This is a genomic window from Roseovarius sp. MBR-78, from assembly GCF_040547535.1.
Lineage (GTDB): Bacteria > Pseudomonadota > Alphaproteobacteria > Rhodobacterales > Rhodobacteraceae > Roseovarius.
Map to the genome: position 1 here is coordinate 1 of NZ_JBEPPX010000005.1, position 22,358 is coordinate 22,358.

Here is a 22,358-nt window from a genome sequence, read left to right on the forward strand (position 1 = left end):
CCCAGCATGACGTATTCCTCGCTCCAATCGAACTGGAGCGCATCGCCCGCCGCGAAATGCAGGGGAATGAACGCGTCGCCCGTGCCGGTTCCCGTAGTCTGCTTGAGCTCTCGAACAAAGCGCTGAACCGGCGAATAGGGACCCCGTGTAGCCTTCCGCGACAAGCGCCTCATAAAGCTTCTTCGCGGTGCGACGCTCACGGCGGCGAAGCTGCAGATCGTGTTTGAAAAGCTCTCGAAGACGCTCCTCGAATTCCGCACTCAGTTTGAGACCCGCGCGCTCACGAGACCGTCGGTACTGCGGCGGCGCGTCGTCCTTCAGATACTTCTTGATCGTGGGTCTCGACAGGCCCGTCTCGCGCGCCACGGCCCGTATGCCGCGGCCATCACGCAAAATCCAGCCACGAACCTTCATTGCAGTTTCCATCACCAACACCTGCTCTTCCTCCGTGCATGACGCACGGATGATAACGTGGCAGGTGGGTCATTTTTGGATGATCATAACCCAACCAGGTGGGTCACTTTCGCATGCCGATTTACACCTCAGTGCGTCGATCTTCGAGAGCACATCATCAGGATTAATCCGCCCCGACGCTTCACGCAAGAAAAGGTCCATCAGCCGCCTCAAATTGCCACCGGCAAACTATACCAGCGCAGGTAGCGGGCGGGAATCCCCGTTATGCAGAGGTCTTTGCAATGGCTTTGACCGGGAATTTCCCGGAAGCGGTTCCTGTCAATTTGGGAAAACGCGCATGGTCTGTATGTCTCTAGGCAGCCGACTCATAAAACTCGATCCACAGCCTGACCGATGCCAATTTGATCATCGACAGGAAATTGCGTGACGTCTTCTCGTATCGGGTTGCGATACGGCGGAACGAGACTTTCAGCCTACCAAAGAAGCGCTCGATTTTGTTGCGTTCTCGGTAGATTTCAGCATCAAATTCGGCGGGCAGTTTGCGGTTGGCCTTGGGAGGGATCACGTCGATAGCGCCCTGTTCCCAGATCAAATCTCTGATCCAGTCTGCGTCATATGCTTTGTCCGCGAGCACATGTTGACCAGGTTGCAAATTGTCCAGTAGCGTCTTGCACGGCGGCGCGTCATGAGCTTGGCCGGGTGTCAATTCATATCGGATCGGCAGCCCATCCTGATTGGTAAGTGCATGTATTTTCGTGCCTAATCCGCCCCGTGAGCGACCTAAACAGCGGCGCGGGTCTTTTTTTGAGAGTCGTGGCGGAATGATGCGCCCGGATGCTCGTGCCGTCCACCATGACCATGTCCACGTTATGCGCGTCGGCGATGGCGTCCATGATCCGGTCCCAGTGGCCCGCATAGCTCCATCGGTTGAAGCGATTATAGACCGTTGTCGGTGGGCCATATTCGCTGGGCAGATCGGCCCAAGGGATGCCGGTGCGCAGGACGTAGAAAATGCCATTGATCACGCGGCGGTCATCCACCCGCTTCTTGCCGCGCGTTTTGTTAGGCAAGACAGCTTTGATGAATTCCCATTCCAGATCGCTCATGTCTGATCGCGCCACTTGCATCCTCCCGCCCGTTGTTTGGACGAAATGAATCATAAACATATGCCTCTAAACAAGAATTAATGGGTGTGCTGCCTAATCATCACACTGAGCCAAAACGTGGCTACATTGTTCCCGACGTGTCAGGCGTTGGCAAAGAAGCCTGATAAGAGACCCGCCTCTTCCATGTTCAGCGGGAAAAGGGTTGGTCAGAGGGAAAAATCCAGAACCCGCTATGAACGAAATTTCCCGATGCAAAAAGCGAGAAGATAAGACAAACATTCTCGAAAGAACGGTTATCATTTTGCCAGCCTGACACACATAAAAAGTGATAACAAAAAAATCCAGGCTTTTGATATTATGAAATAAATTTAGGGCTTTGGAGACCGTCGCTCTACCAGCTGAGCTATACCCCTATCGTGACCAGGGTGTTATTGGCTTTCGCCTCGGGCGTCAAGCATCCACGGGCCGGAAAACCGCCGCCGCGTCAGTCGAGCGCGCGCGCCTCGTCGATGAGCATGACCGGAATCCCCGACCGGATCGGAAACGCCAGCCCGGCGGCCTTGCTCACAAGCTCTTGGCGGTCGGCGTCATAGTCGAGCCGCCCTTGCGTCTGCGGGCAAACCAGCGCCTCCAGCATCCGGCGATCAAAGGCGGGCGCGGGGGCCTCTTGGTCGTCGGTCATTGCACGATATCCTCGTTATTGCCGCCGCGCAGGGCGTATTCCAGAAGCGTCACCAGCGTCTCGCGCCGGGTGCCGAGCGATGGCGCCTCGAGCAGCGCCTGTTTCTCCTCCGGCTCGAATCCCAGCATCATCGACAGCGAATTCACCAGCAATTCGTCCTCCGCCTGCCCCAGCGACTCCCAGTCGGTCTCGAGCGCGCGGGCGCTGAAATAGCGCGACAGCAGGTTCATGAACCCCGCCCGGTCAAAGCCGGGATCGCTCTCGACCGGGCCCATGTCGCGCCCGAAACTCTGCCAGCACACCCGCGCCCGCCGATACGGGGTAAAACCCTCGACCTCTTCCAGCAGACGAAACCGCGACAGCCCGGTGAGGGTGATCATGTAGCGCCCGTCCTCGGTCTCCGAGAACTGCGTGACACGCCCCACGCATCCGATCCGGTGCAGCCCGGTGCCGCCCTCGCGGCCCGGCACGCGGTTGGGCTGGATCATGCCGATCAGCCGCTCGCGCGTCTTGAGCGCATCATCAAGCATCGCGAGGTATCGCGGTTCGAACAGATGCAGCGGAAGCCGCGCGCGCGGCAAGAGCAGCGCACCGGGCAGAGGGAAAACCGGGATGATCTCCGGCAGGTCAAAACATTGTTCCATAAACGGTAGTCTAGCCCGCTGGCCGCCTCAGGCAAATATCATCGAGCTGAGCCTGCGCCGCCCGTTGAGCAATATCGGATCATTGGGCTTCAAGGCCTCGAAGATGGTGAAAAGCTGCGCCTTGGCCGCGCCGTCGTTCCACTCGCGGTCGCGGCGGAACAGATCAAGCAACTGATCCACCGCCGCCTCCACCTCGCCAGAGGCATAAAGCGCGGTCGCAAGATCGAAGCGCGCCTGATGATCCTCGGGATCGGCCTCCACAGCGGCGCGCAGATCGGCCACGGGGCCCGCATCCTGCGCCTGCCGCGCAAGCGCGATCTGCGCGTGCACCGCCTCGATCTCGGGCCGGTCTGCGATCTCGGCGGGGGCACCGTTGAGGATCGCTTCGGCCTGATCGAGATCACCCGCCGCCACCTGCACCCGCGCCATCCCGGCAAAGGCGCGCGCGCTTGTGCCATCCTCCTGCACGATTGCCGCAAAGGTTTGCATCGCATCCGCCAGCGCGCCCTGCTCCAGCATCTCGTCGGCGGCATCCAGCGCGGCCTCAAGCCCGTCATCCTCGCCGCCCGCGCCGCCCGCCGCCTCGATCACGCGGGCAACAAAGGCATCGACCTCCGATTGCGGCAGCGCGCCCTGAAAGCCGTCAATCGGCTGGCCCTGCCAGAACGCATAGACCGTGGGCAGCGACTGGATGCGCAGTTGCGCGGCAATGGCCTGATTGCGGTCCACATCCACCTTGGCCATGCGCACCGCGCCCTTGGCCCGCGCCACCGCCGCCTCGAGCATGGGGCCAAGCTGCTTGCACGGCCCACACCACCCCGCCCAGAAATCGACGATCACCGGCACGCTCTGGCTGGCCTCGATCACCTCGGCCATGAAATCGGCCTCGGTCACGTCGCGGACAAGATCGCCCGCCGCAGGCCCGTTCGCCTTTTTGCCAAGTTCCAGCATGTCGAAGCTCCCTCTATCCGAACGCCCCGTATATGAGGGCGCATTCACCGCTGTCAAAGATCAAATGTCGCGAAAACCGGCGCATGATCGCTTGGCTTGTCCCAGCCGCGCGCCGCCCGCAAAATGCGGCTCCCATGCCCCGCCGCAGCGATATCGCCGCTCGCCCAGACATGATCGAGACGGCGGCCCTTGTCGGCCTCGTCCCAGTCGCGCGCGCGGTAGCTCCACCAGCTATAAAGCTGGCCCTCGGGGATATCCGCGCGGGTCACGTCACACCAGCCGCCCGCCTCCATCACGCCACCAAGGTGATCGACCTCCACCGGCGTGTGGCTCACGATCTTCAAAAGCTGCTTGTGCGACCACACGTCATCCTCGCGCGGGGCGATGTTGAGATCGCCCACGAGGATGGATTTCTCCGGTCGGCTGTCGCGGAAAAAATCGCGCATATCGGTGAGGTAATCGAGCTTTTGGCCGAATTTCACGTTCACCTCGCGGTCGGGCACATCGCCGCCCGCAGGCACATAGAAATTGTGGATGGTGACACCGTTTTCCAGCCGCCCGGCGATGTGGCGCGCATGGCCCAGCCCCGCCAGATCGAGCGCGCCCGCCTCCTCGATGGGCAGCCGCGACAGGATCGCCACGCCGTTATAGCCCTTCTCGCCGCGCGCGACCATGTGGAGATAGCCAAGGCCCGCGAATATCTCGGCGGGGATTTTCTCGACCGGGCTTTTGCATTCCTGAAGGCACAGGATATCCGGCCCCTCCTCGCGCAAGAGCCGGGCTACAAGGTCCGCGCGCAGGCGCACCGAATTGATGTTCCAGGTGGCAAGGGTGAAGGGCATGGTCTCTCCCACAGGTCGCTTTTGCGGCGCAAGTGACCCCAGACCGGGGCCGAGGGCAAGCAGAAATCAGGGCGCGCGAGTAGGGCGGGCGGGGCCTCACTCCGGCACGATCTCCTCGCGCACGGTCTTCGCGGGCGTCGCGGCCTCCCCCGCCTCTGCTTCGGGGGGCATTACGGCCTCTGCCGCCTCGTCCACGGCCTCCGCCGCCTCCGTGGCCTCGGCCTCGGTCCCCGCTGCCTTTGCCGCCTCGTCCACGGGCCGCCCCGAAAACAGGCCGATCTTTTCCTTGGCGGGGCGCCCGTCATCCTCGAACCAGCCAAGGTTGTCGTTCTGCCGGTTGAGCCATGTCTCGATGAGCTTGGCGGCGTTGCGGCTGAGATGCTCCATCTGCACCTCCTTGCTCTGCGTCAGCCCCGACCCGATCACCGTCCTGGGCGAGATGGTCTCGACCACGGTGACAAGTTCCGGCTCGTCGTTGAGCTTCTTGCCCGCCGCGTCATCCCACACCGTCACGTTCAGGATCAGCGCCGATTTCGGCGACGCCACCACCGGCACGCCCGGTATGGCCAGAACATAGCCCTCGACGCTCACCCCCAGATGATAAAGCTTGTCGCCCTTGTAACGGGTGAACCGCGCGGTCATCGCTTCGGTCATCGCGCCGATCCACTCTTCCTTGGTCGCCGCGCGCGAGGCCGGCCCCTTGGTCAGGTTGGGGGCCACCACCACGTTATGCCCAAGCCGGAAATTGCCCAGATAGGTGGGCTCTTCGTCCAGATCGTTGGCATTGGTGCAGGCGGTCGCGACCAAAAGGCCGAACAGGACCATGAAACGGCGCATTAGCGGCCTCCGGCTATGATAAACTCGCGCAGCCATAGCGCAGCGCGCCCCCCGGCGCAACGATTTGCCGCCCGCGCCGCCCGGCTCTATATCAGATCCACACGCCCGGAGGCACCGCCATGACAGACACCGACACCGCCCCGCCGCCCACACCGCCGCCCGCGCGCGTGCCGTTGGTGACAGAGCCATTGGGCGTGCTCGGCTCGTTGCGCGCGGCGCGCGCCAACGTGCTGTCGATCATCCCCGAGATCGCCACCCGCCAGCCGATGGTTTCGGGGCGCACCGGCAAACGCTGGCACATGGTGATGGACCCCGACGCAATCCGCCGGATGCTGCTGGAAAACCTCGACAATTACCCCAAATCTCTGGTCACCAAGAACCTGTTGCGCCCCGCCATCGGCGACTCGCTCTTTATCGCCGAGGGGGCGCATTGGCGCTGGCAGCGGCGCGCGGCAGCGCCCGTCTTCTCGCATCGCAACGTGATGAACCTCGCGCCGGTGATGACGGCGGCCGCCCGCCGCAGCGCCGAACGCATCGAGACCGCAGGCCCGCGCGCTGTCGATATGGCCGCCGACATGGTGCGCACCACATTCGACGTGATCGCCGATGTGACCTTTTCCGGCGATGGCATGTTCGACGCCGACGGCGTGCATCGCGGCATCGACGCCTATATCGCCGAGGCCGGGCGCATCTCGCTTTTCGACATCCTCGGCCTGCCCGATTGGGTGCCGCGTCCGGGGCGGCTCATGGCGGGCGGCGCGGTCTCGGAGATGAAGCGCGTGGCCGACACGGCGGTTGAGGCGCGGCGCGCGCGCGGGCCGGATGGCGTGCCCGACCTGCTCGATCTCTTGCTCGACGGCGAAGACCCCGAAACCAAGCGCCGCATGAACACGGCAGAGTTGCGCGACAACCTCCTGACCTTCATCGTCGCGGGCCACGAGACCACCGCGCTCGCGCTTGGCTGGTCGCTCTATCTCTGCGCCCATGACCAAGGCGTGCAGGACCGCGCCCGCGCCGAGGCGCAGGCGGTGATCTCGGGCGGCGCGGCCACCGGCGCGGACGTGGCACGCCTGCCCCTCATCCGGCAGATCATCGACGAGGCGCTGCGCCTCTACCCGCCCGCCGGGATGGTCTCGCGCACGGCGCTTGAGGCCGATACGCTCTGCGGGCGCGAAATCCGCGCGGGCGATACCGTCATCATCCCGATCTACGCGCTGCACCGCCATCATATGCTGTGGGACGCGCCCGACAGCTTTCGCCCCGACCGTTTCGCTGATCGCAAGGCGGTGCCGCGCTATGCCTACCTGCCCTTCGGCGACGGGCCACGCATCTGCATCGGCGCAAGCTTTGCCTTGCAAGAGGCGGTGATCGTGCTCGCGACGCTCCTGGCGCGGTTCCGTTTCACGCTGGTGCCGGGGCGCGCGCCCGATCCGGTGATGATCCTCACGCTACGCCCACAGGGCGGCGTCTGGCTCATGGCCGAGCCGGTGTGAGGGAACCGCTGCGTGGCGCGCGTCCGGTGGCACTGCAAGGCCGCGCCCTCCGGAGCAATGTGGGGCGGGAGGCGATGCGAGGGATCTGTTGCTGCCATTCGATATGATGCGATAAGCCGCGTGAGTGCCCGACCGCGAGTGGGCGCTTCAACGGTTGCGCGTGGCAGTTTATGCCTGCCAAATACTTGAACGATCGTAAGAAGTTCGACGTGGCAAAAGCGCCCGCCCGTCCGGGCGGGCGCTCGCGCGGCGGCGTGCAAGCACGCCTTGATTCCGCGCGGGGGTAAACCGCAAGTGGCGGCTCAAGGCCAATAACGTCCCCCTTGCAGCCATGGGCACGTTTCGTCAGCCGCCAACCACCCGCATGACACTATGTAGACCGTTTCATGAAATCGCCCCCGCCCGCAACGCGGACGGGGGGATCGGGCTGGATTTACGCCTCAGATCACTTCGCCGCGTTGCCCATCACCGACAGGCCGCGCAGGATATCGACGGCATAGGCGAGCTGGTAATCCTCCTCGCGCAGGCGGGCGATCTCCTCGGCGCGTTCGCGCTCTTCCTCGATCTGCTTTAGCTCGTCCTCGGTCAGGCTGTCATTGTTGAGCCGTCCGCGCAATTGCGCCTCGGATCGCGTCGGGCGCTCGCGCTGCGCCTCTTCACCCTCGGCCTCTGCCGTGCGGCGCGGCTGGGCAACCACGATATCGGGGCTGACACCCAGCGCCTGAATCGACCGGCCCGAGGGCGTGAAATACCGCGAGGTCGTGAGCCGCATCGCCCCGCCACCGCGCAGCGGCATCACCGTCTGCACCGATCCCTTGCCAAAGCTCTTGGTGCCGACAACGATCGCGCGGCGATGATCCTGCAACGCGCCCGCCACGATTTCCGAGGCCGAGGCAGACCCGCCATTGATCAGCACGACGATAGGCTTGCCGCCTGCCAGATCGCCGGGCGTGGCGTTGAACCGCTCGCCATCGGCCACTTCGCGGCCCCGCGTGCTCACGATCTCGCCCTTGTCGAGGAACGCATCCGACACCTTGATCGCCTGCGTCAAAAGCCCGCCGGGATTGTTGCGCAAATCAAGCACGACCCCGCTCACCTTGTCCATACCGCCCAGCGCCTCGATCTGCTCGGCAAGGCCCGATTCGAGATTGGCATAGGTCTGGTCGTTGAAGGTGGTAACGCGCAGCACAACGGCATCGCGCTCGGTGCGCGCGCGCACCGCCGTAAGCTTGATGGTGTCGCGGATGATCGACACGTCGAACGGCTCTGCCGTGCCCTCACGCACCACGGTGATGACGATCTCGCTGCCCACCGGGCCGCGCATCAGGTCCACCGCCTCGTTGAGGGTCAGGCCAAGCACGCTCTCGCCATCGACATGGGTGATGAAATCGCCCGCCTCGATCCCGGCCTGATCGGCGGGGGTGCCATCCATGGGCGAGACCACCTTGACGAACCCGTCCTCCTGCGTGACCTCGATGCCGAGGCCCCCAAACTCGCCGCGCGTCTGCACCTGCATGTTCTCGGCATCATCGGGCGAGAGATAGCTCGAATGCGGGTCGAGCGAGGTCAGCATCCCGTTGATCGCCGACTCGATCAGCTTTTTCGTGTCCACATCCTCGACATATTGCGCGCGCACCCGCTCGAAGATGTCGCCGAAAAGATCAAGCTGCTCGTAGACGCTGGACGATCCATCGTTTTCCTGCGCAAGAAGCGGGGCCGCGACCTGCGTCGTCACCACCGCCCCCGAGAGCAGCCCCAGCGCCGTGGCCATCAGGATTTTCTTCATGTCTCAACCTTCCTTGTCGGTCGCGAACCACGCAAGCGGGTCCACCGGTGAATTATCTTTCCGCACCTCGATATAGAGCGTCTGCTCCCGTCCGGCACCCCTGTCATTGCCGCCTGCCCCGTCCCCGGAGCCTGTCTCGGCCGCGGCCAGCAGGTCGCGCCCATCCCCGGCCCCGCCCATCAGGCCGACGGGGCTGCCGCCGGGCAGCACCTCTCCGATGCGACCATAGACGGTATCAAGCCCGGCGAATACCATCAGAATCCCGGCCTGCGGTTCCAGAATGATCACATTTCCGTAGTCGAGCAAGGGGCCACGATAGCGCAATGTCGCAGGCACCGGCGTGGTGACGAGCGCGCGTGGGCGGGCGGCCAGAACGATGCCGGGGCGGGTGATCCCGGCGGCATCGGCCTCGCCCGCGCGGTGCAGGATCACCCCCTCGACGGGCAAGGGCAGGCTGCCCTTGCGCGGCCCGATATCAGGCAGGCTGCCCGCGACCTCGCCGACGGCGATATTGCTCAGACCGCTGGCAAAGCCCTCGAGCGTCTCCGCCGAGGCGATGAGCAGCGCGGTCTGGATCGGATCCTCGGTAAAGCGGCGCGGCAGGTCGCCGCGCGCGGCGATGGCCTGGCTCAGGCGCACGCGCGCCTCCTGCACGCCGCGCAAGCCCTCCTCCAGCGTCGACGCCGCACTTTGCTGAAGCGCGCGCAGCACCGCGATATCCTGCACCTTGGCCCGCAGATCGAGCGCGCGCGCGTCAAGCGCGGGGGCCACCTCCGACAGGATCATGCCTGCGCGTGCCGTGCCTACCGGCCCCGACGGGTGCAGCATCAGCACCGGCACCGGCGCGTGGCCCATCACCTGCAACACCCCCAGAAGCTGCGCGATCTCGTCCTCGCGGGTGCGCAATTGCGCCGCCAGCACCTCTTCGCGCAGCGCCGCGCGGCGCATCCCCTCGCGCATCGCCTCGAGGCCGCGCTCATAGGCGCGGATCACCCCGGTCAGCGCCTTCACGCGGTTGCGCGCGCCCTCTGCCTCCGCGAGCGCCGCCGCCGCCTCGTCAAGCTCTGCCGCCGCCGCGCGCGCATCCGATGACGGGTCGGTGCCCTGCGCGAATGCCGGGGCCGATACCGCCAGCAGCACAAGCGCGAGACAGGCCGCCCATATCCTCATGCCAGCAGGCTCTGGCCGGTCATCTCGGGCGGGACCTCCAGCCCCATCAACTCCAGCAACGTCGGTGCCAGATCGGCAAGCCGTCCGCCCATCCGCAGCCGCGCCCCCTCAGGCCCGCCCACAAGGATCACCGGCACCGGGTTGAGCGTGTGCGCGGTATGCGGCCCGCCGCTCTCGGGATCGACCATCACCTCGCAATTGCCATGATCCGCCGTCACGATCATCGCCCCGCCCGCCGCCTCGAGCGCCTCCAGCACGCGGCCAAGCCCGGCATCCACCGCCGCACAGGCCGCCATCGCCGCCCTCAGATCGCCGGTATGGCCGACCATGTCGGGGTTGGCATAGTTGACCACGATCAGGTCATAGCGCTCGGCGATGGCCTCCACGAGGTGATCGGTCACCTCCGCCGCCGACATCTCGGGTTGCAAGTCATAGGTCGCTACCTTGGGCGAGGGCGCCATGTATCGATCCTCGCCGCGCTCGGGGTCTTCGCGCCCGCCGTTGAGGAAAAACGTGACATGGGGGTATTTCTCGGTCTCGGCGATGTGGAATTGCCGCAGGCCAGCGCGGCTCACCCATTCGGCCAGCGTGTTGACGATCACGCGGGGCGGAAACACCGTGTCGAACCAGGCGTTATGCGCCTCGGAATATTCCACAAGGCCAAGGCGCGCCGCCCAGTCGGGCACCACCGCGCGCGTGAAAGCACTGAAACCGGGATCGGCCAGCGCCTGCAATATCTCTCGCGCGCGGTCGGCGCGGAAATTCAGGCAGAAAAGGCCGTCCCCCGCCGCCACGCCCGCATAATCGCCGATCACCGTGGCGGTGATGAATTCGTCGGTCTCCGAGCGCGCATAGGCATTGGTCACCGCCATGCGCGCGTCCGTCGCGCGCAGGCCTTTCGCGGCGGTGATCGCGTCATAGGCTTCCTGCACCCGGTCCCAGCGGTTGTCGCGGTCCATCGCGAAATAGCGCCCGGTGACGGTGGCAATGCGCGCGCCTTCGGGCAGCATCTCCTGCAAGGCCGCCAGATGGGTGCGCGCCGATTTCGGGGCCACGTCGCGCCCGTCGGTCATCGCATGAAGCACCACCGGCACGCCCGCCCCGGCAATCGCCCGCGCGGCGGCGGCAATATGGGTGATATGCCCGTGCACCCCCCCGTCCGACACCAGCCCCAGTAGATGCGCGGTGCCGCCCGTGCCCTTCAGCCGCTCTATGAACCGGCCCAGCGCAGCATTCCCGGCAAAACTGCCATCCTCAACCGCCAGATCAATCTGGCCCAGGTCCATCGCCACCACGCGCCCCGCGCCGATATTGGTATGGCCCACCTCGGAATTGCCCATCTGCCCACGCGGCAGGCCGACATCGGGGCCATGCGTGATCAACGTGGCATTGGGGCAGGTGGCCATCAGCCGGTCCATGTTGGGCGTCGCGGCAAGATGCGGGGCGTTGGCCTCAGGCCGGTCACTCACCCCCCAGCCATCGAGAATGCACAAGATTACAGGGGCGGGCACAGGGGCGGGCATGGTGTCTCCGGCGTGATACTGCCCGTGCGTTTTAGGCCGATGGATGCGGCCCCGCAACCCTTGCGCCACGGGCTCTGGGCCGGGGCACGATCTCGAAGATGCAGGCCCCCGCGCCAGTCGCACAGCACGCGGTCTGCACCACCTGCGCGCGCGGGTCCACAAGGCCCCGGAACAGCGTCTCCAGCACCGCGCGATGCCAGCCACTGCCCGCCACCGACAGAGGGTTGTCGTGGATCATCAGCCGCGCAGGCTCGCCCGCGCGCAGTTCTACCCGGCCCGATCCGGCGAATGTCCAGGCATGGGCCAAGATCGCCCGCAGCAACAGCCGCGCCGCCAGCCGCGCAGGCAGCAGCCGCAGCACCACCCGCGCAGGCAGCGGGATGCGGTGGCGCAGGATATAATCGCCGGTCCGCCGCCCCGCCTCGTGAGAGACGCGGGCCGCCGTCGCGGGCGGCAGCGAGGCATGCACCGCCCGCATCACCGCTGCGGCCTGGCGTTCCGGCACCATCGCGCCGGGCGGCGCATCGAGCAACGCGCCAAGCTCCGCCGCCTCGAAAACCTGCCGCGCCAGCGCCCGCCCCCCCTGCGCCTCCAGCGCGAGCGCAAGCTGAAGGATCGTGTTCGGGCCGACGACCGCAGCGCCAGTCCCGCCGGTGGTCATTCCGCCGCCGTGCCCGGCAGCACGAAGGGCCGCTCGCCGCCCTCATCGCCCCCGCCACAGGCGCGCACCCCGGCCTGCACGGAGGCCAGATCCGCCTTCTTCGCCCGAATTTGCTCGCGCACGCTGGCCTTGCGCTCCTGCGCGCGGCGCTTGCGATCGGCCAGCGCGTCCCAATCGGCCATCTGCGCATCGGCGATGCCGCGCGTCTCGTCGAAATGGAAATCCACCTGACCCTTGGATTGCGGCCCCCAATAGCCGACCTTGCCCAGATCGTAGAAGGTCCGCGCAAACCCCGCCTTGGCAAACGCCTTGAGACAGCCCAGCAGGTATTTCCGCCGGAAGCCCCGGCCCCGCCACGGGTAGTGAAACAGCGCCTTGTTCATGTAGAAGCGGCGGTAATTATGCATCACCCGGTCCAGAAGCGTGGCGCGGTCCATCGCCGCGGGCTTCATGATCGGGGTGACGAAATTGTATTTCTCGAAGTCGAACACCTCGACCTTGTCGCGCAATTCCTGGAACAGCGGCGTGAACGGCCAGGGCGTATACATCGTCCAGTTGGCCAGATCCGGGTTCCAGTCGCGGGCGAAACGATAGGTCTCCTCCAGCGTCTCCACCGTCTCGTTATCCAGCCCCACGATGAACTGCGCCTCGGTGAAGATATCGGCCTCGCGCAGCAGGCGGATGGCCTCCTTGTTCTCCTCGACGCGTGTCTCCTTGTTGAAGAGATCAAGCTTCATCTGCGCCGCGGCTTCCGTCCCGAGGCTGACATGCACCAGCCCCGCCTCGCGCCAGAGCGGCAGCATGTCCTTGTCGCGCTGAATATCGGTGACGCGGGTGTTGATGCCCCATTTCACGCGATCCGGCAGGCCGCGCCGGATCAATTCCTCGCAGAACTCGGTGAATTTGCGCTTGTTGATCGTGGGCTCCTCATCGGCGAGGATGAAAAAGCCGACCCCGTGGTTGTTCACAAGGTCCTCGATCTCGTCCACCACCTTTTGCGGGTCGCGCACGCGGTAATCGCGCCAGAATTTCCACTGGCTGCAAAACGAACAGGTGAACGGACAGCCGCGCGCAAGGCTCGGGATCGCGAGCCGCGTATTCAGCGGAATATAGATGTATTTCTCCCAGTCGAGGATCGACCAGTCGGGCGTGATCGTATCAAGATCGGCAATCGTCGGCGCGGCGGCGGTGGCGATGATCTCGCCCCCCTGCGTGTAGGCGATGCCCTTGATCCGTTTGCGGTCGCTCTGCCAGCGCCCATCGACGATGGCGCGCACCAGATCGAGAAAGACCTGCTCACCCTCGCCGCGCACGATCACGTCGATATGCGGGGCCTCCGACAGGACCTGCCGATACATGAACGTGGCATGGACGCCGCCCAGCACCGTCACCGCCTCCGGCACCACTTCGCGCGCGATCTCCAGCACCCGCTCGGCGTGGTAGATCGAGGGCGTGATCGCGGTGCAGCCAACGATATCGGGTTGCAGCGCGGTAATGCGGGCGCGCAGCTCGTCCTCCTCGACATTATGCGTCATCGCGTCGATGAAGTGGATGTCGTCATATCCGGCGGCCTTGAGCGGCCCGACAAGATAGGCGACCCATGCAGGCGGCCAGTTGCCGGCAATCTCTGCCCCGCCAGAGTGATAATTCGGATGTATGAGAACCAGTCGCATGAGCGCCTCCAATCTGTCAACTTAAGCTGACATCTTGAGAGCTTCAAAAAATTGACATGGATCAAGTCAGGCCGGAAACTCCGGCAGTTTTTCCACCCCGGCAAAGATTTGCGCGGCGTGGTTTTGCAAATAAATGCGCAGCCAGGGCGTATAGGCAGCGGGAGTGTTGGCGATCCGCAGCATCAGCGCGTCACGGCTCACCCAGTCCACGGCCATCACCTCGTCGGGGTTGGGGCGGGTCTTGATGCGCCGCGCAACCTGCGCCACGAACACCTCCACCACCTCGTGCTCGATCAGGCCGCCGCCGACATCGGCGCGATATTCCACCTGCCCGCGCGGCACGAGCGTGAGCCCGGTGATGCCCAGCTCCTCGCCGAGCCTGCGGCGCGCGCACGCCGCACCGTCCTCACCCCAGCGCGGATGGGTGCAGCACGTATTCGCCCAGAGGCCCGGCGTGTGATATTTCCCCAGCGCGCGGCGCTGAATGAGCACCTCCTCGCCATGGAGCACGAAGACCGACACCGCCTTGTGCCGCAGCCCGCGCCGATGCGCCTCGAGCTTTTCGACGGCCACCAGATCACCGCCGAGCCATGTTGGAATCATCTCGCTCATGTATAGCCCGCAGGCACCAGCCGCGTCAGGTGGGCAAGGTTCTTCAACCCGATCTTCACATGCGCCATGGGCCGCGCACGCACCAGCTTCTTGTTCATATAGGCCTCGAATGTCAGCCGCTGCACGTCGATGTCATGGCAGAGCGAGACAAACCGCTCGCGCCGCTCGTCCGATCTGTAATACGCATTCTGCATCGAGGCCAGCACCCGGAACACGGTCTTGTGCTCGCGCATGAAAAGGCTGCGCGCGAGGCGCAGATCGCGCACGCGCCCCGAGGCAAGGCAGGCGCTCGCCGCCGTCGCCGCCACGCGGCCGCCGACCATGGCGTAATAGATGCCCTCGCCCGAGGAGGGTGCCACCACCCCCGCCGCATCGCCCGCCAGCACCACGTCGCGCCCATTGTCCCAGCGGTCGAGCGGTTTGAGGGGGATCGGCGCACCTTCGCGCCGGATCGTCGGGCAATCGCTCAGGCCAGAGGCCGCGCGCAGATCGGCGGTGGCCTGCTTGAGGTCCACCCCCTTGACCATCGAGCCCATGCCGACGCTGGCCGATTTCCCGTGCGGGAACACCCAGCCGTAGAAATCCGGCGAAATCCGCCCGTCATAGATCACGTCGCAGCGCGCCGGATCATAGGCCCCGACCGCAGCCGGTGCCTCAATAATCTCATGATAGGCAATCACATAAGGAATCCGGTCGCCCCCCGGCACCTCGGCCCGCGCGACACCCGAGCGCGCGCCGTCCGCGCCGATCACAAGCCGCGTCAGCGCGCGGCGCTCCTCGCCGCTGGCCTTGTCGCGCCAGATCACCGCCGTGCCCGACTCGTCCCGCTCGATCCGCAGCCATGTGCCGGTCAGCCGCTCGGCCCCCGCGCTCGCCGCACGCGCGCGCAGGAATTCGTCGAACCCCTCGCGATCCACCATCCCGACAAAGCCGTTCTCGATGGGAATATCCACATGCCGCCCCGTCGGCGAGATCATCCGCGCCGTGGTGATCTTCGCCACAAGCTGATCCTCGGGGATGTCGAAATCGGCGATCAGGCGCGGCGGGATCGCCCCGCCGCAAGGCTTGATCCGCCCCGACCGATCCAGGAGCGCCACCTTGTGCCCCGACCGCGCCAGATCCTCGGCCGCTATGGCCCCCGAAGGCCCGCCGCCCACCACCACCACATCATACATGCTCATTCTCCCGGCACTGGCACCGCGCCGCGCGCGTGCCCATGATCTATCACCCGCAGCGCCAGAAGCGCCGCCAGCACGAATAGCCCCGCCTCGGCGTAGAACACCGTGCCGAAACCTGCGGCGTCATTGCCAAGCGCCGCGCGCATCACATCTGCCGCCGCCGCCCCCGTCAGCCCGCCGAACCCCGCCGCGATGGCCTGCGCCGCGCCCCAAAGGCCCATCCGCGTGCCCTCGCGCGCCGCGCGCCCCTGCCCCGCCAGCGCCATCATCGCGCCGATGGCCGCGACCGCGAACATGCCGTTGAATAGCCCCAGCGCCACCACCGCAGGCACCAGCGCCGCCGCCAGCCCCGCCGCGCCGAGAAAGGCAATCACCGACAGCGCCACCGCCGAGCCAAGGCATCCCGCCACGACCCAGTGCTTCAACGAGCCAAGCCGCAGCCCCGTCGCGGCGATGCCGACGATCAACATGCCGAGGAAAACGCCCCCATTCTGCGCCCCCGAAAGCTGCGTCGATTCGCCGGGCGTCATGCCGAAAACCAGCCCCGCATAAGGCTCAAGGATCAGTTCCTGCATGAAATAGGCGGTCATCGACAGGAACACGAAAATGGTGAAATTGCGTGCGGCGGGTTCCGCCCAGACCTCCGCCAGCCCCTCACGAAACCGCATCGGTCGCGCCTCGGGCGCAGGCGCGGCCCCCGTGCGCCGCTCGATCCCGGCAATGGCCAGCGATGTGACCGCGACCGCGCCAAGCCCGACGATACCGACGATCTCCAGCAGGCGCGCAGGCGTGTAGGGATCAAGGAAATGTCCGACCGTCGTTGCCATCACCGCAATGCCCGCGATCATCATCAGCCATGTGATCGTCGCCGCCGCCGCGCGCCGCCGTGGCGCGCAGGCGCTTGCCAACAATGCCAGCAACGAGGTGCCCGAGGCCCCCGCCCCCAGCCCGATCAGCGCATAGGCCAGCACCGACAGCGCCAAACCGGGCGCGAAACTCGTCGCCATCCACACCACGCCCAGTGCTGCCAGCCACGCGCCGCCGCCCAGCACCGCCATGCCGCCGATGATCCAGCGCGTGCGGTGCCCGCTTGTGTCCGACAGGAACCCCCAATTGGGCCGGGTGATTTGAATCCCGTAATGCAGCCCGACCAGCAGCCCCGGCAATACCGCCGGCAGCGCCAGTTCCACCACCATCAGCCGGTTGAGCGTCGAAGTCGTCAGGACCACCACGGAGCCCAGGCACAACTGCACCAGCCCCATGCGCACGATCTGCACCCAACTCAGGTTCATCCGATCCCTCCAATCCCGCGCAGCGCAAAGGCGGCCACCATCATGCCGCTGACATAGGCCATCACGCCGGTGCCATTATACCACGGCGCGCGGCCCTTGGGATCGGACAGAAGCACGCGCATCGCCAGCCCCTGCGCGACGACAAGCGCGGCAATCGCCCCGGCGTGCCAGACCTGCCCCAGCGCAATGAGAACCGCGATCACCAGAAGCTGCGGCACCACCATGACCACGCAGGCCACCCGCGCGGCGCGCTCAGGCCCCAACGTCACCGGAAGGGAATTGACCCCCATCACCCGGTCGCCCTCCAGCGCCTTGAAATCGTTGAGCGTCATGATACCATGCGCGCCAATGGCATATAGGGCCGCCACCGTGACCACCTCCCACGCGGGCGCGCCTGCGGCCAGCACGGCGGCCCCGGTGAACCACGGCAAGCCCTCGTAGCAGAGCCCCACAAGCCCCGGCCCCCAGACGCCCGAGCGCTTGAGCCGCACCGGCTCTGCCGAATAGGCCCAGGCGGCCAGCACGCCGAAGACGGTCGCGCCAAAGCCCCAAGGCCCCAGCGCCGCGCCCATGCCCAGCGCCAGAACACTCATCGCCAGCGCCACCCAAAGCCCCCACCGCCCCGGCACACGGCCCGAGGGGATCGGGCGGTCCGGCTCGTTGATCGCGTCCACATGCCGGTCACACCAGTCATTCGCCGCCTGGCTCATCCCGCAGACCACCGGCCCTGCCAGCACCATGCCCAAGAGCACGAGCCACGGGGCAGAGCCGATGGGCACGCCCGAGGACACAACACCGCAGAGATAGGCCCAGATGGGGGGAAACCACGTCACCGGCTTCAGCAGCGTCAGAAGCGCGCGCGGTTCGGGATAGCGGCGGGAGGGGTGTAAGTTTTCAATGACACTCATGGTGTCAATTAAACTATACATTTCGAGTCGCGGAAAGGCTTTTCTCGCGTCGCCCGCGCCGCCGCTCAATCGGAACTGTTGAGCAACCCGTATTTGCGCAGCTTCACGTAAAGGCTCTGCCGCGACAGGCCCAGCATTTCGGCGGCGGCGACGCGGTTGTTGGAGGTCAGGCGCACGGCCGTCTCGATGCACAGCTTCTCCACCACATCCGAGGTGGCCGAAACCAGCTCCTTGAGCGAGGCGGTGCCGACCAGATCCATCACGCTCTTCATCGCTTCGTCATCGACGGCAACGGCATCGCCCGCCGCCTCGCCTGCCTCGCGCAGCGCCACATCGCGGAACACGAATCCATAGCCGATCTCGGTGCCGCCAAGCCGCAGCCGCGTCGCCGATATCTCGACCGCCGAACGCGTGCCCACCACGCTCTTGACCTGCGCCGCATAGCGCCGCACCCGCCCGCGCCGCGCGCTTCCCTCGATCATCAGCTTGAGATCGACAGCCCCCCGCACCAGACAATCGGCCAGCGATTCGCCCTTGAGCGTGCGAAGCTGCGGCGCGTCCACCATTTCCAGGAACGCCTCGTTCGCATCGCGGATCAGGCCCTTGGCATCGGTCAGCACGATGGCATCGCCGGTCTCGGCATAAAGCATGGCCAGCGCATTGGTGAATTCGGGGCCAGCGCCGTCGCTCTCGTCCATCGCGACCACGCGCGCCATCAGGCACAACTCGCCCGCCGCGCGAAAATAACTCGGCACAATCTGCAACACCCGCCCGTTGCGCCGCGCCACCACGTCAAGGCCGCCCGCCCCGTCCGCCGTGGCGGCAGATTTCAGCGCCTCGGCGAATTCGCCGCGTTTGCGCCCCTCGAAGACCTGCGCGAAACTCGTGCCGCGCAGCGTGTCCACCTTGCTCCCCAAAAGCTGTGCTGCGGCGCTGTTGAGGTCGCGGATGCTGCCCTGCTCGGGCTCGATGAGCACAAGCGGCGTCTCGGACGCCTCGAGCACCACGCGATAGAGCGTCTCTGCCCCGCGCAGCGCCTGCGCGTCGCGCTCGCGCGCCACCTGCTCGCTCAGCAGGCGTTGCTGCACATCGGCAAAGGGCTGCATGTCGCGCCCGATCAGCAGGATCACCCCGCTCTCGCCCACCCGGTGCAGCGAATAGCGCACCGGTGCCTCCCAATTGGCATTGTCGACGTGGTTGATCTCTACCGGGCGCGGATCGGTTTCGGGCGCGTCGCGCATCATCGCGAGCCGTGCGGTGAATTTCGAGCGGCTCTCGTCGGTCAGGAAATCGCTGAAGAGCCGCCCGACCCAGTGATCGAGACAGCCAAGCGCGGGGCTTTCGGGATTGGTGGAAATACCCTCGACGATACCATCCGCGCTCAGCAGAACGGCCATATCGGCGACCTGCTCCACGAGGCCGGGAACATCGGCAATCTCCGGCAGTCGACCGGCCCGAAGCCTTTGGGATGTCTGCTCTTGCCTGCTCACGGCCTCGTCACGCTCCTACATCCATCCCGGCCCGGCGCGCGTTGCGCCGCGTCTCAGGTGTTCTCTCGCATCGTCAGACGCTCCGTCACCGTCGCCAAGCCGCACCGCTCGATCGCTTCCCTCACCGATTGCACGGCCAGATCGGCACCGCAAAGGGCCAGCACATCATCGTTTTCGGCCACACACCTGCCGCCCACCAACACGGGCGGCAGCGATCCCAGTTTGTTTCTCAGGTATTCTATCAATTCACCGGCGCTTTCAACCGATTTCCGCGTCGAGAGCGACAGCCCCACCGCCGCAAACCGCCCCTCGCGGAGCAATTGCGCCAATTCCGCCGCCTCCATGCCGATGGCCATGCGGACCCAGACGCCGTGACGGCGAAACGTGTCCGCCGCGACAAAGGCCCCGAGCGAATGCTGCTCGAAGGACGGGATCACCATCAGGATTTCCTGCCCCAGCGGGATGCTGCGGCCCAGCATACTTGCGCCGCTCGCGTCCCCCGCCGCGCGAAACAGCGCTTGAAGCCGCGCCGCGCCAAGCGTCACATCGACAAAACTCGCGCGGTCCGAAATCCACATCTCGCCCAGCCGTCGCGCTGCCGCGGGCACGTAGTCCTGGTAAACCTGTTCCGACGACACACCATTGGCGATCAGCGCCCCGATCACACTTTGATGGCTGGTTTCCGAATCGGATGTCAGCGCCGCACACAGCCGGTCTATCCAGGCATCGCGGTCCTTGGGGCTGCGATCCCCGTAATCCGAGGCGACCTTGCGCAACGCCGATTCCACCAGAAACCGGATCGCGGCACCGCGCGGCGCGTCCCCCATCATCTCTCCGCTACCCTGCATCGGCGGGTCCGACTCGGGCTGGCCCGTTGATTGGCCCACTGATTGGCCTGGGGACGACTGATCCGAGGTTGACTGGCGCTTCATGACACCCTCCCGTCAAAGCAGGTATTGGTTCGATCAGAAACCGGTCTTTGCGCCGGCTGCCGGGAGAATGCCCGGTGTGCTCGGGTAGTTAAACTGTGCGCTTCCAACATCAAGCTGTCAATACAAACTGACATATTCTTGGGAACTCTTCCTCCAAGACGCTGGTTTGATGATGGAATACGAAATCATCGCCACCCCTGGAGCACTTGAAAACAAGGGGAATCACGGATGCCTGCCTTAGAATGGCGATCATCACGACCCCGAGATTGTCAGGAAACAGAGACAGAATTCAAATCGGCAATGTGTAAATTATAGTTGACAGTTTACCCCCCTGCCCCCTAGCATTCCTGCAATGCACCCCGAAACGAGAGGGCGGGAAATGACGCGTGGCACGGCCCGCAAATCGCACCAAACGGCGCTCTATACCGCAGAGCAGCGCGCGCGCCGTGACGCCACCCGCTGGACGCTGGTTCAGGGGCTGCTCGCGCCGGCGCAATTCCTCGTATTCCTGGTCTCGCTCGCCCTCGTGATCCGCTTTCTGCTGACCGGCGCGGGCTACGACGCGGCGACGCTGTCGATCCTCGTCAAGACCGGCTTTCTCTACCTCATCATGGTCACCGGCGCGATCTGGGAAAAGGTCGTGTTCGGCCAATACCTGTTCGCGCCTGCCTTCTTCTGGGAGGACGTGTTCAGCTTTGCCGTGATCGCGCTGCACAGCGCCTATGTCTGGGCGCTGCTGAGCGGTGCCCTCGCCCCGGCGCAGGAGATGGGCATCGCGCTGGCCGCCTATACCGCCTATGTCGTCAATGCCGGGCAATTCCTGCTCAAGCTGCGCGCGGCCCGGCTTCAGGCGGGGGTGACGGCATGAGCGCGGCCCCCCTCCCCGCCACCGGCTGCCTTGACGCGCCGGTGCTGCGCGAACGCGGCCAGCACGAGGTGTTCTGCGGGCTGACGGGAATCATCTGGCTGCACCGCAAGATGCCGGATGCGTTCTTTCTCGTCGTCGGCTCGCGCACCTGCGCGCATCTGCTGCAATCGGCGGCGGGCGTGATGATCTTTGCCGAGCCGCGATTCGGCACAGCGATTCTCGAGGAAACCGATCTCGCGGGCCTCGCCGACGCACAGGAAGAGCTGGAGCGCGAAGTGGCCCGCCTGCTGGCGCGCCGCCCCGATATCCGGCGGCTGTTCCTTGTCGGCTCCTGCCCGTCGGAGGTGATAAAGCTCGATCTCGCGCGCGCCTCCGAGCGGCTCTCGGCGCGCCACGGGCCTTCGGTGCGCGTGCTGAGCTATTCCGGGTCGGGCATCGAGACCACCTTCACCGAGGGCGAGGATGCCTGCCTTGCCGCCATGGTGCCGGACCTGCCCGAAACCGACGCCCGCGCGCTGGTCATGGTCGGCGCGCTCCCCGATGTGGTCGAGGATCAGGCGCTTGGCCTGCTGGCGCAGATGGGCATCGGCCCGGTGCATGTGCTGCCCACGCGCCACGCGGGCGACACGCTGGCCATCGGCCCCAACACGCGCTTCGCGCTCACCCAGCCCTTTCTCGGCGCGACCCACGGCGCGCTCACCCGGCGCGGCGCACAGCATATCGCCGCCCCCTTTCCCTTTGGGGAAGAGGGCACCACCGCCTGGCTCTGGGCCATCGCGCAGGACTTCGGCGTCTCGCCCGAGACCTTTGACGCCGTCACCGCCGCGCCCCGTGCGCGCGCAAGACAGGCCATCGCCCGCGCCAGCGCCCCGCTCAAGGACCGCTCGGTGTTTTTCTTCCCCGACAGCCAGATGGAAATCCCGCTCGCGCGCTTTCTCACCCGCGAATGCGGCATGACCGCCATCGAGGTGGGCGCGCCCTATATCCACAAAGCGCTGGTCGGCCCCGATCTCACGCAGCTCGAAGACGGCCCCACCCTCGCCGAGGGCCAGCATGTCGAGCGCCAGCTTGACCGCTGCCGCGCCGCCCGCCCCGACCTCACCGTTTGCGGCCTTGGCCTCGCAAACCCGCTCGAGGCCGAAGGGCTCACCACCAAATGGGCGATCGAACTGGTCTTCACCCCGGTGCATTTCTACGAACAGGCGGGCGATCTCGCCGCGCTTTTCGCCCGGCCCCTCAACCGCCGCGCGCTGCTGAACCGCGAGGCCGCCGAATGACCGCCCTTCATCTTGCCAT

The 22,358-nt window shown here is 65.8% G+C and carries 19 protein-coding genes and 1 pseudogene; 3 read left to right on the forward strand and 17 right to left on the reverse strand.

The features are described from left to right. Nucleotides 1-766: 766 nt before the first annotated feature. The 6 genes and pseudogenes from ABIE58_RS05125 to ABIE58_RS05150 all read right to left on the reverse strand — a co-directional run bounded on the left by ABIE58_RS05125 (nt 767) and on the right by ABIE58_RS05150 (nt 5,476). A pseudogene (locus ABIE58_RS05125) lies at nt 767-1,580 on the reverse strand (IS5 family transposase). Between the two features lie 424 nt (nt 1,581-2,004). Further along, the gene (locus ABIE58_RS05130) at nt 2,005-2,202 is read right to left on the reverse strand and encodes a Trm112 family protein (RefSeq protein ID WP_354543620.1); all 198 of its coding nucleotides are present in this window, start codon (nt 2,200-2,202) and stop codon (nt 2,005-2,007) included. Beyond that, a complete protein-coding gene (locus ABIE58_RS05135) occupies nt 2,199-2,846 on the reverse strand; it encodes an LON peptidase substrate-binding domain-containing protein (protein ID WP_354543621.1) in 648 nt (215 codons plus the stop codon). Before ABIE58_RS05135 ends, ABIE58_RS05130 begins: the two co-directional genes overlap by 4 nt. A gap of 27 nt (nt 2,847-2,873) precedes the next feature. Further along, entirely contained in the window at nt 2,874-3,797 is a 924-nt protein-coding gene (locus ABIE58_RS05140) for a tetratricopeptide repeat protein (RefSeq protein ID WP_354543622.1), read from the reverse strand. Between the two features lie 53 nt (nt 3,798-3,850). Next, nucleotides 3,851-4,639 (reverse strand): exodeoxyribonuclease III, encoded by a 789-nt coding sequence (locus tag ABIE58_RS05145; RefSeq protein ID WP_354543623.1) that lies wholly within the window; start codon nt 4,637-4,639, stop codon nt 3,851-3,853. A gap of 96 nt (nt 4,640-4,735) precedes the next feature. Further along, nucleotides 4,736-5,476: a hypothetical protein gene (locus tag ABIE58_RS05150; RefSeq protein WP_354543624.1), complete on the reverse strand. Its 741-nt coding sequence runs from the start codon at nt 5,474-5,476 to the stop codon at nt 4,736-4,738. A gap of 119 nt (nt 5,477-5,595) precedes the next feature. Between ABIE58_RS05150 and ABIE58_RS05155 the strand changes: the two genes are divergently transcribed. After that, nucleotides 5,596-6,969, forward strand: a complete 1,374-nt coding sequence (locus ABIE58_RS05155) for a cytochrome P450 (RefSeq protein WP_354543625.1) — start codon at nt 5,596-5,598, stop codon at nt 6,967-6,969. 445 nt (nt 6,970-7,414) lie between these two features. On the opposite strand, the gene ABIE58_RS05160 is transcribed toward ABIE58_RS05155, so the two are convergent. From ABIE58_RS05160 to ABIE58_RS05210, 11 genes are all read right to left on the reverse strand, one after another. After that, entirely contained in the window at nt 7,415-8,755 is a 1,341-nt protein-coding gene (locus ABIE58_RS05160; protein ID WP_354543626.1) for a S41 family peptidase, read from the reverse strand. A 3-nt stretch (nt 8,756-8,758) separates the two neighbouring features. Beyond that, entirely contained in the window at nt 8,759-9,925 is a 1,167-nt protein-coding gene (locus ABIE58_RS05165; RefSeq protein ID WP_354543627.1) for a murein hydrolase activator EnvC family protein, read from the reverse strand. Continuing rightward, the gene (gene gpmI / locus ABIE58_RS05170) at nt 9,922-11,448 is read right to left on the reverse strand and encodes a 2,3-bisphosphoglycerate-independent phosphoglycerate mutase (RefSeq protein ID WP_354543628.1); all 1,527 of its coding nucleotides are present in this window, start codon (nt 11,446-11,448) and stop codon (nt 9,922-9,924) included. The genes ABIE58_RS05165 and gpmI overlap by 4 nt, the downstream gene beginning before the upstream one ends. A 31-nt stretch (nt 11,449-11,479) precedes the next feature. Beyond that, nucleotides 11,480-12,109 carry a bacteriochlorophyll 4-vinyl reductase gene (bchJ, locus tag ABIE58_RS05175; RefSeq protein WP_354543629.1) on the reverse strand — a complete coding sequence of 210 codons (630 nt, stop codon included), beginning with the start codon at nt 12,107-12,109 and terminating at the stop codon, nt 11,480-11,482. Then, entirely contained in the window at nt 12,106-13,782 is a 1,677-nt protein-coding gene (gene bchE / locus ABIE58_RS05180; protein ID WP_354543630.1) for a magnesium-protoporphyrin IX monomethyl ester anaerobic oxidative cyclase, read from the reverse strand. Before bchE ends, bchJ begins: the two co-directional genes overlap by 4 nt. Before the next feature lie 66 nt (nt 13,783-13,848). Continuing rightward, nucleotides 13,849-14,394 (reverse strand): isopentenyl-diphosphate Delta-isomerase, encoded by a 546-nt coding sequence (gene idi, locus ABIE58_RS05185; RefSeq protein ID WP_354543631.1) that lies wholly within the window; start codon nt 14,392-14,394, stop codon nt 13,849-13,851. Continuing rightward, nucleotides 14,391-15,569 carry a geranylgeranyl diphosphate reductase gene (locus tag ABIE58_RS05190; protein ID WP_354543809.1) on the reverse strand — a complete coding sequence of 393 codons (1,179 nt, stop codon included), beginning with the start codon at nt 15,567-15,569 and terminating at the stop codon, nt 14,391-14,393. The genes idi and ABIE58_RS05190 overlap by 4 nt, the downstream gene beginning before the upstream one ends. Nucleotides 15,570-15,571: 2 nt before the next feature. Further along, complete coding sequence (locus ABIE58_RS05195; protein WP_354543632.1) at nt 15,572-16,864, reverse strand: BCD family MFS transporter; 1,293 nt, start codon at nt 16,862-16,864, stop codon at nt 15,572-15,574. Next, nucleotides 16,861-17,772 carry a chlorophyll synthase ChlG gene (gene chlG, locus ABIE58_RS05200; RefSeq protein ID WP_354543633.1) on the reverse strand — a complete coding sequence of 304 codons (912 nt, stop codon included), beginning with the start codon at nt 17,770-17,772 and terminating at the stop codon, nt 16,861-16,863. The genes ABIE58_RS05195 and chlG overlap by 4 nt, the downstream gene beginning before the upstream one ends. A 65-nt stretch (nt 17,773-17,837) precedes the next feature. Further along, nucleotides 17,838-19,262: a transcriptional regulator PpsR gene (gene ppsR / locus ABIE58_RS05205; protein WP_354543634.1), complete on the reverse strand. Its 1,425-nt coding sequence runs from the start codon at nt 19,260-19,262 to the stop codon at nt 17,838-17,840. 53 nt (nt 19,263-19,315) lie between these two features. Beyond that, a complete protein-coding gene (locus ABIE58_RS05210) occupies nt 19,316-20,194 on the reverse strand; it encodes a cobalamin B12-binding domain-containing protein (protein ID WP_354543635.1) in 879 nt (292 codons plus the stop codon). A gap of 379 nt (nt 20,195-20,573) precedes the next feature. Here ABIE58_RS05210 and bchF point away from each other — a divergent pair, with 379 nt between their 5' ends. Together bchF and ABIE58_RS05220 are read left to right on the forward strand one after the other, a co-directional pair. Continuing rightward, entirely contained in the window at nt 20,574-21,062 is a 489-nt protein-coding gene (gene bchF / locus ABIE58_RS05215) for a 2-vinyl bacteriochlorophyllide hydratase (protein ID WP_354543636.1), read from the forward strand. After that, nucleotides 21,059-22,339 (forward strand): ferredoxin:protochlorophyllide reductase (ATP-dependent) subunit N, encoded by a 1,281-nt coding sequence (locus ABIE58_RS05220; protein WP_354543637.1) that lies wholly within the window; start codon nt 21,059-21,061, stop codon nt 22,337-22,339. Before bchF ends, ABIE58_RS05220 begins: the two co-directional genes overlap by 4 nt. The last annotated feature ends 19 nt before the right edge of the window (nt 22,340-22,358 follow it).